The sequence below is a fragment of the Pilibacter termitis genome, assembly GCF_900167335.1.
Taxonomy (GTDB): domain Bacteria; phylum Bacillota; class Bacilli; order Lactobacillales; family Streptococcaceae; genus Pilibacter; species Pilibacter termitis.
The window spans coordinates 24,400-34,100 of the sequence record NZ_FUXI01000029.1; the positions used below are offsets into that span (position 1 = coordinate 24,400).

10 protein-coding genes, 4 tRNA genes and 1 pseudogene are annotated in these 9,701 nt (G+C 39.5%); 3 read left to right on the forward strand and 12 right to left on the reverse strand.

What is annotated here, in order from left to right; genetic code table 11:
• Positions 1 to 606: 606 nt before the first annotated feature.
• The gene (locus tag B5D30_RS10835; RefSeq protein WP_078808093.1) at positions 607 to 1,308 is read left to right on the forward strand and encodes a DUF1129 domain-containing protein; all 702 of its coding nucleotides are present in this window, start codon (positions 607 to 609) and stop codon (positions 1,306 to 1,308) included.
• A 61-nt stretch (positions 1,309 to 1,369) separates the two neighbouring features.
• Here the strand turns inward: B5D30_RS10835 and B5D30_RS10840 are convergent, their stop codons facing one another.
• The 7 genes from B5D30_RS10840 to B5D30_RS10870 form a co-directional block, all read right to left on the reverse strand.
• Positions 1,370 to 1,786 carry a PTS sugar transporter subunit IIB gene (locus tag B5D30_RS10840; protein WP_078808094.1) on the reverse strand — a complete coding sequence of 139 codons (417 nt, stop codon included), beginning with the start codon at positions 1,784 to 1,786 and terminating at the stop codon, positions 1,370 to 1,372.
• Positions 1,787 to 2,054: 268 nt separating this feature from the next.
• Positions 2,055 to 2,561 carry a tRNA adenosine(34) deaminase TadA gene (tadA, locus tag B5D30_RS10845; RefSeq protein WP_078808095.1) on the reverse strand — a complete coding sequence of 169 codons (507 nt, stop codon included), beginning with the start codon at positions 2,559 to 2,561 and terminating at the stop codon, positions 2,055 to 2,057.
• On the reverse strand, positions 2,561 to 2,911 hold the full coding sequence (locus tag B5D30_RS10850) for a zinc ribbon domain-containing protein YjdM (protein ID WP_078808102.1): 351 nt from the start codon (positions 2,909 to 2,911) through the stop codon (positions 2,561 to 2,563). The genes tadA and B5D30_RS10850 overlap by 1 nt, the downstream gene beginning before the upstream one ends.
• A 173-nt stretch (positions 2,912 to 3,084) precedes the next feature.
• Positions 3,085 to 4,020: a DHH family phosphoesterase gene (locus B5D30_RS10855; RefSeq protein ID WP_078808096.1), complete on the reverse strand. Its 936-nt coding sequence runs from the start codon at positions 4,018 to 4,020 to the stop codon at positions 3,085 to 3,087.
• 3 nt (positions 4,021 to 4,023) lie between these two features.
• Positions 4,024 to 5,331 carry a DRTGG domain-containing protein gene (locus B5D30_RS10860; RefSeq protein WP_078808097.1) on the reverse strand — a complete coding sequence of 436 codons (1,308 nt, stop codon included), beginning with the start codon at positions 5,329 to 5,331 and terminating at the stop codon, positions 4,024 to 4,026.
• Between the two features lie 112 nt (positions 5,332 to 5,443).
• Positions 5,444 to 6,163 (reverse strand): DUF5067 domain-containing protein, encoded by a 720-nt coding sequence (locus B5D30_RS10865; protein ID WP_078808098.1) that lies wholly within the window; start codon positions 6,161 to 6,163, stop codon positions 5,444 to 5,446.
• Between the two features lie 106 nt (positions 6,164 to 6,269).
• Positions 6,270 to 6,908, reverse strand: coding sequence for a YczE/YyaS/YitT family protein (locus B5D30_RS10870; RefSeq protein ID WP_078808099.1), 639 nt, complete (start codon positions 6,906 to 6,908; stop codon positions 6,270 to 6,272).
• Between the two features lie 164 nt (positions 6,909 to 7,072).
• On the opposite strand from B5D30_RS10870, the gene B5D30_RS10875 reads away from it, so the two are divergent.
• Positions 7,073 to 8,449 (forward strand): MATE family efflux transporter, encoded by a 1,377-nt coding sequence (locus B5D30_RS10875; RefSeq protein ID WP_078808100.1) that lies wholly within the window; start codon positions 7,073 to 7,075, stop codon positions 8,447 to 8,449.
• Between the two features lie 287 nt (positions 8,450 to 8,736).
• On the opposite strand, the gene B5D30_RS13280 is transcribed toward B5D30_RS10875, so the two are convergent.
• On the reverse strand, positions 8,737 to 8,955 hold the full coding sequence (locus B5D30_RS13280; protein ID WP_144399581.1) for a hypothetical protein: 219 nt from the start codon (positions 8,953 to 8,955) through the stop codon (positions 8,737 to 8,739).
• A 46-nt stretch (positions 8,956 to 9,001) separates the two neighbouring features.
• On the opposite strand from B5D30_RS13280, the pseudogene B5D30_RS14115 reads away from it, so the two are divergent.
• Positions 9,002 to 9,130, forward strand: a pseudogene (locus B5D30_RS14115) (IS630 family transposase); the annotation flags it as partial.
• A gap of 184 nt (positions 9,131 to 9,314) precedes the next feature.
• On the opposite strand, the gene B5D30_RS10880 reads toward B5D30_RS14115, so the two are convergent.
• The 4 genes from B5D30_RS10880 to B5D30_RS10895 all read right to left on the reverse strand — a co-directional run bounded on the left by B5D30_RS10880 (position 9,315) and on the right by B5D30_RS10895 (position 9,657).
• Positions 9,315 to 9,388: transfer RNA gene (locus B5D30_RS10880), tRNA-Pro, on the reverse strand.
• Between the two features lie 8 nt (positions 9,389 to 9,396).
• A tRNA-Arg gene (locus B5D30_RS10885) sits at positions 9,397 to 9,470 on the reverse strand.
• A gap of 18 nt (positions 9,471 to 9,488) precedes the next feature.
• Positions 9,489 to 9,574, reverse strand: a tRNA-Leu gene (locus B5D30_RS10890).
• Positions 9,575 to 9,585: 11 nt separating this feature from the next.
• Positions 9,586 to 9,657 (reverse strand) — tRNA-Gly (locus B5D30_RS10895).
• Positions 9,658 to 9,701: the final 44 nt, after the last annotated feature.

Genomic DNA, 9,701 nt, shown 5'->3' on the forward strand with positions numbered 1-9,701 from the left:
GAAAAAATTGATTAAGGGTACCTATAAAGGAATGATAAAAAAATAATCAACAGATTCCTCCCTTTTTCACTTAAAATACGTTATACTAATAAGAAAAGCGAAGAGGGGCGGTAAGGAGTTTGCGACAGCGAACCATGTCGTTTATTTACTCGAAACTTCGTTTCGAGCGACATTGTGAGCAGTCGCCAAACTCCTGCCACTCGTAGCTAGACAAAGAAAAGCGTAGAGGGGCGATTTGAAGTCTGTGGCAGTGAGACGTGCCGTTTACTTGCTCGAAACGCTAGTTTCGAGCGGCACTGCGAACAGCCACCAGACTTCAGCCCCTCGTAGCTAGACAAAGAAAAGCGTAGAGGGGCGGTTTGAAGTTTGCAACAGTGAGCCATGCCATTTACTTGCCTGAAGCTCTAGCTTCAGGTGGCATTGCGAACAGTTGCCAAACTTCTGCCCCTCGTAGCTAGACAAAGAAAAGCGAAGTGGGGCGGTTAGGTGTTTGTCGCAGTGAGCCACAGCATTTATTTACTGGAAACGCTAGTTTCCAGTGCTGTTGCGAACAGTGACCAAACTCCTGCCCCTCGTAGCTAGACAAAAAAACACACGGAGGAAAAAATGAACGCAACAGAATTACAAGAAAAAAAACAACAAAATCAAGAATTAGAAGAAAAATTAACAAAGAAAAATACAGAGTATATTTTTTCCTTGAAAAAAGCAATGGATGAATTAGGCATTTCAGAAACAGAAAAAGTCGAAAAACTAAATGAAATGTTAACGGAAATCGTTGATAAACAAAAATCTGGACAGACTGCACGCTCCATTTACGGCACTGTTACACACGTTACAAATGAAATGAAAAGTCCAAATGCAACCGCTCAAAACAAAGAAGAAAACACTCGTCCTCTTTGGATGTGGCTAGACAATACTCTTTTACTATTAGCTGTTCTCGGACTCGTTTCTGGTGTGAGTGCATTTATAACAAAAGAGCAGACTTCTACTTATGGATTACTTTCTACCGTTGTCATGGCGGCTGTCGGTGGTGGGGTGTTCTACATGATGTATCACTTCATTTACCAATATGAAAAGCCCGGTGCTGACCGAAGTAAACGTCCTAGTATGCTAAAAATGGCAGGTATTATGCTGGTTGCAATGTTTGTGTGGATGTTAATTTATGCAGGCACTCTCTTTGTTCCACCTGTCTTAAATCCACACGTTTCTGGCTGGGTAATGATTCTTATTGGAGGATTGAGTTTCCTTGCGAAAATGTATTTAAAACGACAATTTAATATCGCCTCAAGTTTGCAAAGTCGTAGATAAAATAACGAGGCAATATAAAAACGAGGTTGGAAATTCACACCAACCTCGTTTGTTTTGCTAATTAAAGCAACGTATCAATAAATTCAAGTCCTTTGTCACCATTCATCAAACCAAATGTTTGCATTGGAACAACAGCGACAATTTTGTTTGGATATTTTGCTTTTACATCATTTTCCACATAGCGTGTTTGTGGGCCGATTAGGATAATATCTGTATCTGTTGCTTCATCGTCCAAAACAGAAATAGAAAATGCTTTAATTGTCATGTCACGACCTTGTGCATCCATTGATTTTTGTACATTTTGTGCCCATAAGGATGTAGAGGCTCCTGCTGAACAGAAAATACGAACATCTACGTGTCCTTCAGGTGATGTAGTCGGTGCAGCTGGTGTTTCAACTGCCTCTTCTTTTACCTCCACCTTTTCTGCAACAGGTGCAGTATTTTCTTCTTTCTTCTTTCCAAATCCAAAAAGTGCCATGTTTGCTACTTCCTTTCTTTTGTCCAGCTATGTACCGCTCTTTACAGTCATAGCCTTTCTTCACGTTATTTTTTCATTACGCTACTTTGTAGAAAAATATGTCTACTAATCTCAAAGTTTTGTAATCACTTACAAGGAACATTATAACAAATAATAACAAAAAATAAAAGCATTTTTTTCTGTTTGTTTTTCTTTATAAAAAAATCCGCACTCTCTATTGTCTAAGTGCGGATATTTTTTTGTCTAAGAAGAATCTTTATTTGTCTAGTCATTTTGGCGTATCATTTCGTTTCTTCGCTCGCTTATCTTGAAAAAATTCGGTCATAATTCTCCCGCATTCTTCCTGTAAAATGCCACCTTCTACGAACGGTGCGTGGTTAATGGCTGGAATATCCATTACATCTACCACACTCCCGCAAGCACCACCTTTTGCGTTGGCAGAACCATAGTAAACCTCTGGGATACGTGAGAGCAAAATAGCACCCGCACACATTACACAAGGTTCAACCGTCACAAATAAAGCGGAATTTTCCAAGCGAAAACTAGACAACGAATGATTGGCAAAACGAATAGCATTCATTTCTGCGTGTGTTGTCGCATCTTGTGTCAATTCACGAACATTACTCCCTCGAGCGATAATGTTGCCATTATGAACAATGACACAACCAATCGGCACTTCCTCTTGCTCAAAAGCCAAACGTGCCTCGCCTAATGCCTCACGCATATACATTTCTTTTTCTTCATTCGTAAAACTAGAGGTGAATTTCTGAGCCATTAGCCCTTTTTCACGACAGAGCTTTTCAACCCCATGTTACCAAATCCGTCAACTTTTGCATCAATATCATGCCCGTTGTTCAAATCTGGGTCAACTAGACGAATGTTTTTCACTTTTGTCCCTTTTTTAATCGGTTTTGGCATTCCTTTCACAGCTAAGTCTTTGATAATGGTAACTGTGTCGCCTTCATTCAAGACATTTCCTACGGAGTCCTTGATTACATTTGCCTCAGCTTCGGCTGCTAATTCTTCTGGGCGAAATTCGTAGGCACACTCTGGGCAGATTACTAGCCCTGTACCGTCATCATAGGTATATTCGCAATTACATTTTGGACAATTTGGTGTGTTCATTTTATTCCTCTTTTCAATCATCATTTTCATGTCAAAAGACATACTCTATTATTTTACCTCATTTTTGATGATTTCTCTAGTTATTTCTTTGTGTAGGTAGTGTGGAAACAAAAAAGCCCCATAAATAAGGGCTTAACACTAATACTATACCTAGCTAATCGAAAAACAATCCTTTAGTTATTCAATATTCCTTGTATTTCACGATAAATTTCTTCACATTCTGCAAGGTCTTTTGCGTTTGCTCCGCTGGCAAGTGGGTGTCCGCCACCATTGTGTCGCTTGGCGATTTCATTTATTGCTATTTCCTTGCTACGCAGGCGAACTCGAAATTTTCCGTTTGGTTGTTCAACAAAAATCCCCCAACTTTCAACATTTTCAATTTGCCCCGGTAGACTGACGATATGGCTTGTTTCGTAATCACTCAATCCGAATTTCGCCAAAACTTCCTTGGTAATCATCACACGACCTGCACCGTTGGTGTCGACTTCTAAGTTTTCAAAAACAAATCCCGAAAGTTTTGCCACGTTAAAGGAAATTTGCTCCATTTCCCGCATAAGACGTGTCGCATCAAAACGATAGCTACGCAATTTACTTGCGATAAGCATGGTTTTTGCAGTCGTTGCTGGATACAAAAATCGCCCTGTATCTCCTACAATTCCCGCATAAAGCAGACGTGCTGCATTATCCGTCAAACTCAAGCCTTGATTGGTCATAAAACGCATAATTAGCTCACTACAACTACTCACACCCGTATCCACATAAACCAAGTCACCATACGGTTCGTCATTTGGATGATGATCAATTTTTATCAACATTTCACCATTTTTATACCGCTCATCACTTATTCTTGCTGTATTTGCTGTATCTGTAACAATCACTAGAGCGTTTTTGTAAACTTCATCGCTTACTTCGTCCATTTGTGCCAAAAAACTCAAACCCTCAACCGTTTTGCCGACAGCATAAATTTTCTTTTCTGGAAAATTCTTACGCAAAATCTCCGCCAAACCAACTTGCGATCCTATCGCATCAGGGTCTGGTCGCATATGTCTGTGAATGAGTATCGTATCGTATTTTTTTATTGCATTTATGATTTTTTCTTCAATATTCATCTATTAGCCTCTTTCCATTAGTTGCAACGTAATCATTGATTTCACCACAATATTTGCCCCAACTTTTCCCTCCACCTCAATCAACGCACGTCTGCGAGAAGTTTCTAGCACTTTTAGAAAGAAATAAACCGTACTTTCAAGCGGAATCAGTTTGAGCATAAATAAATTGATTTGTTCAATGACGATATTTTTTTTGAGTTTTGAACGCATGATTTCTTCTACACTTGCGACAATTTGTTCGGTCAAGACACCGTGAGAAAGCGTGCCAAACTGGTTGACTAGCTGCGGAGTAACAATGACTTTGAATACATCCTCACGTTCTTTGTCTAGCGAATCACGCATTTTGTCGCTCAGCGTATCAAGAGCAAGACCTGTACGACTTGTTCCTTGCATGGCTTTCATCACATCAAATCGGCTGATGACACCTGCTAAAGTTTCGTCCTCATTGATTACAGGCAAGACTTCTAGTTGTTCCCAGACCATTAAATGACTAACACTTGCGATACTCATTGCTTTTTTGGCAACGATTGGGTGGCGTGTCATGACTTTTTCAATGCTCATGCGTTCGTCCTTGTCCAAAATATCACTACCAGAAACTACTCCTACCACACGCATACTGCTCGTAACAACAGGGAAACGTGTATCTTTCATTTTCTTCACAAGTTTGCGATAATCCGCAATTACTTCCGAACTTTTCAAAAAAGGAGTTTTTTCCAACGGTGTAAACACATCACTCACGTGCATAATATCCTTTTTTATCAATGCTTCGCTCATTGCTCGGTTAATCATGGTCGCTGTGGTAAACGTGTCATAGCTCGTTTTCAAAATGGGAATCCCAAGTTCATTTGCTAACAAAATAACCGATTGATCCGCAATAAAATCTCCCGTAATCAAGACCGCCAAACCGTTTTCAAGTGCGTACTGTTGAATATCCACTCGATTGCCGACAATCATCAAACCATTGCCTGTCTTGCTAATATAGCGAGCAATGCTCTCTTTCTGCATTGCTCCAATGATGAAATTACTGAGCGAATTGCCAATGCCTTCCATGCCCCCTAGCACTTCTGCATCTGTAATTCTCGCCACTTCCGCAAATGTGAGATGTTCAATCGGTTTCAACGTACGTCCTTCAATACGCACCGTTCCCACTCTATCCATTGTTGCTACCAACCCACGAGTTTGTGCTTCTTTTATCGCTCGATAACTCGTTCCCTCACTCACTTTCAAACGTTGCGAAATCGCACGCACGCTAATTCTATCTCCTGGTGCAAGATTTTTTATGTAATCTAAAATCATTTCGTGCTTTGTCATAACGCACCTCCTACCCCTGTTGTACTAACTTCCATTTTATCATAATTTTATAAAAAACTGTATCCGCCTACGTCAAAAAAAGGATACTGAAATTCAATATCCTAACTATCCACTATTTTACTTCTAACTTCAATTCTCCGATTACTTCATCATATAAAGCATCACCAAACTCCACAATCACAGGGTCTTTCTCATTTTCTAACTCAAGAACTATAAAAGTGGAAATTGTTTTCTTCGCCTTTAGCGTATCATATAAATGCTCTTCTTCCTCTTCTTTTAGAACTGTTACACTTAGTTCATTTTTCACTGTTCCATTGTCTTGTTTAAATTGCGTAGTATTTGATAAAAGCGTGTCTACTTCTTCGTCTTTTGATTGATTATTCGTAATGGTAAAGAAGACTTTCAATGCTGGTTTTCCGTCATAATCTTTCACTTTCTCCGCTTTGTCAATTTTGACCGTGGCAATTTTTCCTGTAAAAGTTTTTTCCTCTTGGTTAAATGAAGAAGGTGAATCAGATACTTCTTCTGTCATTTCTTCTAGGGTAGATTGAAAATCAGGATCGTTTGCGACTTCATTCACCGCAATCACAACTATTACATTTATGATAATCGCAACAAGAATCGTCAAGGAACTTAAAATGATCCCTGCAATTGACATTCCTTTTGATGAACCTTGACGGTTGGCTTTAAGAATCGCTAGAATCCCTAAAACCAAGCCTACAATTCCTAATAAAAGCGAAAAAATGTTCAAAATCGGAATCAAACTTCCAACTATACCAATAATCCCTAAAACCAATGCTGCAATCGCAAATCCATTTGTTTTTGTTTCCATGTTAACAACTCCCTATTCGTTATTTGATATGTTCAGTTATTAGTTTACACTACTGAGATGAGAAAAACAACGAGAATAAACAAAAAAGCGGCAATATCTCACCACTTCATTTCCCGAGGAATTTTGCTAAACTAGGGTTTGTTATCGTTTGATTGAAAATGTTAATCAATGGTCCTAAGAAAACAGCTGTAAGCAAACTTGCCACACCAATTGGACCGCCGAGGAAAAATCCTAGAATAAAAAAAGTAGAATCCACCAAAATACGACAATTCATAAATTTCCACCCTGTTATTTCACTAAGAACAGGGGCAAGTGCATCATATGGTCCCGCTCCTAAACCACTTGTAGAATAAAGCGAAATACCAAGCGAATAGATCAATAATGCTACAAGCATGATTAGAACTTTCACCACGATATTTTCCGGCGAATGTGAGCCGAATAAAAACATGAAAAAATCAATAAAATAGCCTGTAAGCAAGATGTTGATTATACTTGCATACCCGAGATGATGTCGTTTGAACAGCAAAATAATCAAACCTACCACCAGTCCAAAGGTCATTTGATATACACCCAAACTCCACCCTAGCTTTCCTGCTGCTCCTAAATTGGCTACTGTAAACGCATCTACACCAAGAGAGGCAAAAATCAATAACGCAGCACCCAACGCTAAAATAATATCACCAATTAACGCATACAATAATCGTACAAATAATTCTTTTTTCATTTCTTCACCATTCTTTCTCATTATATTCCTTCTCCGTTTGGTATTATAACGTGTTCAGAGAGGAAACGCAATTGTTAGCTTAAACTCGTTTCTCTACTAATAAAACAAAAAAATTATCATTTTCTATCGTATTTATAAAAAAAATATGGTATTCTTACTTCATCACTTTTTTGAGGTATGAATATATGAAAGAATTAACTAAAGGAAGTCCTGTTAAACTCATTTTGCTCTTTACGATTCCGCTGTTGATTGGAAATATTTTCCAGCAACTTTATGCAACAGTTGATATGATTATCGTAGGAAAAACGCTTGGGAAAACGCCACTTGCTGCGGTCGGTTCTACTGGCTCGCTTAATTTTTTGATTATCGGATTTGCTGTCGGGCTGACAAGTGGACTTTCGATTCTCACCGCTCAACGTTTTGGTGCGGAAGATTTTCGTGGTGTGAAGAAAAGTTTTGCGGTAAGTATTGTTATTTCTGCTATTGTAACAGTCATTTTGACGATTTTATCCGTATTATTTGTTCACCCTATGCTTGTGATTATGCAAACACCAAAAGCAATTATTCATGATGCACAGAACTTTATCACGATTATTTTTCTTGGCATTTTCGCTTCGATTGCCTTTAATTTACTGAGCAATGTATTGCGTGCTTTAGGCGACAGCAGAACACCGCTAGTATTTTTGATTATCGCTTGCGTAATCAATATTGCACTTGATTTGTTTTTCATTATCATAATGGATTGGGGCGTTGCAGGTGCTGCAATTGCAACGGTTGTTGCTCAAGTGTTGGCAAGCGTTTGTTGTGTGATTTATATTTACCAAAAAATTCCGCTTCTCCAACTTAGGAAAAAGGATTTTCAGCTGAGTAAACAAGATTTTGTTGCTCACGCAAGAGTGGCGTTTCCTATGGCATTCCAGACCTCTATCATTGCAATTGGTGCTGTCGTCTTGCAAGGAGCACTCAATTCGCTTGGTACCAATGTTGTTGCCGCTCAAACCGCAGCAGGAAGAATTGACCAATTTGCCACACTTCCGATGATGAGTTTCGGGGTAACAATGGCGACTTATACTGCTCAAAATTACGGAGCAAAGCAGTATTTGCGTATTATCCAAGGGGTCAAGCAAGGATTGATGTTAAGTTGCAGTTTCGCCGTGATTGCAGGTGCTTTAGTCATTCTTTTTGGTAAACAACTCGTCAAAATTTTCATCAGTGCCAGCGAAATCAAAGTAATTGAACTTGCTCAAGTTTATTTTAATATCAACGCTTCGCTTTATTGGATACTGGCGATTTTATTCATTCTTCGCTATACGCTACAAGGTCTAGGACAATCCGTTGTACCAACAATCGCAGGTATTATGGAATTAATTATGCGTTGTGGGGCTGCTATTTTCCTCACGATCCTACTCGGCTATCCGGGAGCTGCAGCTGCAAGTCCGCTCGCATGGATTGGCAGTGTCGTTGTCCTCTTGGCAAGCTATGTAAAATCTATCCAGCGATTAAAAACATTGGAAAAAGAAAAACAGATGAAAATTGAAATGGAACACAAAACCGTGGGGTGACTTGCGGTTTTTTTATTTTGGAAATAAAGGGCAGCTCTAAAAACTCACGATTATTCAAAATTGCTAGTTTTCCGATTTTCTTTTCACAATGTCGCTAGAAACTTACGTTTCTAGTAAATGAACGACAGTGTTCGCTGTTGCAGACTTCAAACCACTCCTCTCCGCTTTTCTTGACAACACATAGCTTTGTCGATTTCCTAGAAAACAAAAAGACTAGCTAATTTAGTCTTAAGCGGAGTTTTTAGAGAAGCCCTATAATTCTGTAACAAAACAAAAACCATATGAACTCAAGAACTAATGGTTGTCCCAACTGGATTTTTTACAATCTGAAGGTCAGGTAGGGCATTGCCCTTGGCGTCTGTTGAGGTTCCTGTCTGGTAAATGACTCCTTTCGGCAGTGTCGTGTTCAATGCACTGTCATAGGAAGTCGTATTGTTCGGAACCGTTGGAATGCCTGATACTTTGATTTCAATGTCTTGGTCGATTAAATAAAGGGGGGCTTGCACATCCGTTTTAGTAGAAATACTAAAATCTCGGATAAAAATACTCTCGCCTACATATACACCTGAGATGAATCCGATTGAACAAGCGTGGGCGAAAATAAGAGAGATTGGATTAAATAATCGGATTTTTAACTTCTTAGAGGAGGTGACGGATCAACTTTGCGAGACGATAAAGAATTTAAAAAAACGAAATGATTAAAAGTATTTGTTATCGGTAGGGGATAAGGTGAGTTTTTAGAATTACATCTTTCTCCAATTTTAAAAATTCGGTAAAAACCTAAATTAATACCAAAAACACAACTCCCAAAGTTCACGTTTCTTGAAAATAAAAAAACTTCCAAAATTGGAAGAAAAAAACTCGATCGGGACGACAGGATTCGAACCTGCGACCCCTTGGTCCCAAACCAAGTGCTCTACCAAGCTGAGCTACGTCCCGTTCGTCTATGCACCCTAGAGGAGTCGAACCTCTAACCGCCTGATTCGTAGTCAGGTACTCTATCCAGTTGAGCTAAGGGTGCGTTATTTACTTCTTAGAATGCCGAGGACCGGAATCGAACCGGTACGGTGATCACTCACCGCAGGATTTTAAGTCCTGTGCGTCTGCCAGTTCCGCCACCCCGGCGAGAGTAGTCAAGCGAACGACGGGGTTCGAACCCGCGACCCCCACCTTGGCAAGGTGATGTTCTACCACTGAACTACGTTCGCATTCTATGCCGGCTAAAGGACTTGAACCCTCGACCCTCTGATTA

Bases quoted from the DNA above. Each gene is read 5' to 3' on its own strand.
- B5D30_RS10835 (WP_078808093.1), top strand. From the start codon at position 607: ATGAACGCAACAGAATTACAAGAAAAAAAACAACAAAATCAAGAATTA.
- B5D30_RS10840 (WP_078808094.1), bottom strand. From the start codon at position 1,786: ATGGCACTTTTTGGATTTGGAAAGAAGAAAGAAGAAAATACTGCACCT.
- tadA (WP_078808095.1), bottom strand. From the start codon at position 2,561: ATGGCTCAGAAATTCACCTCTAGTTTTACGAATGAAGAAAAAGAAATG.
- B5D30_RS10850 (WP_078808102.1), bottom strand. From the start codon at position 2,911: ATGAACACACCAAATTGTCCAAAATGTAATTGCGAATATACCTATGAT.
- B5D30_RS10855 (WP_078808096.1), bottom strand. From the start codon at position 4,020: ATGAATATTGAAGAAAAAATCATAAATGCAATAAAAAAATACGATACG.
- B5D30_RS10860 (WP_078808097.1), bottom strand. From the start codon at position 5,331: ATGACAAAGCACGAAATGATTTTAGATTACATAAAAAATCTTGCACCA.
- B5D30_RS10865 (WP_078808098.1), bottom strand. From the start codon at position 6,163: ATGGAAACAAAAACAAATGGATTTGCGATTGCAGCATTGGTTTTAGGG.
- B5D30_RS10870 (WP_078808099.1), bottom strand. From the start codon at position 6,908: ATGAGAAAGAATGGTGAAGAAATGAAAAAAGAATTATTTGTACGATTA.
- B5D30_RS10875 (WP_078808100.1), top strand. From the start codon at position 7,073: ATGAAAGAATTAACTAAAGGAAGTCCTGTTAAACTCATTTTGCTCTTT.